1 protein-coding gene is annotated in these 411 nt (G+C 44.8%); it reads left to right on the forward strand.

Features of this window, described 5'->3' with window-relative positions; translation table 11 throughout:
* A partial coding sequence (locus ACS8MM_RS00050) for a hypothetical protein (protein WP_379711736.1) occupies positions 1-411 on the forward strand: 411 nt, incomplete at both ends.

Genomic DNA, 411 nt, shown 5'->3' on the forward strand with positions numbered 1-411 from the left:
CGGAGATCCTAGAGTGGCTCCGAGATTGTGTGATGGCGGAGTAGTAAATGTTACTTATAGCATTGCTGATAACTGTAGCCAAGATAGCGTTAGTGCCAGCTTTACTTTGAATGGTGAAGCCGACGTTGATGTTGCTGGTCCAGGTAATTCATCTACTAGTCAATGCGACTATGCAGATCAAGCTGCTGTAGATGCTGCATTTGCTGCATGGTTAGCTCAATTCCAAACTTTAAACGATGGTTGTAATGCTGTAGCACAATTCAGCGGAGATCCTAGAGTGGCTCCAAGATTGTGTGATGGCGGAGTGGTAAATGTTACTTATAGCATTGCTGATAACTGTAGCCAAGATAGCGTTAGTGCCAGCTTTACTTTGAATGGTGAAGCCGACGTTGATGTTGCTGGTCCAGGTAA

The organism is Flavobacterium sp. MAHUQ-57 (assembly GCF_051908335.1).
Lineage (GTDB): Bacteria > Bacteroidota > Bacteroidia > Flavobacteriales > Flavobacteriaceae > Flavobacterium.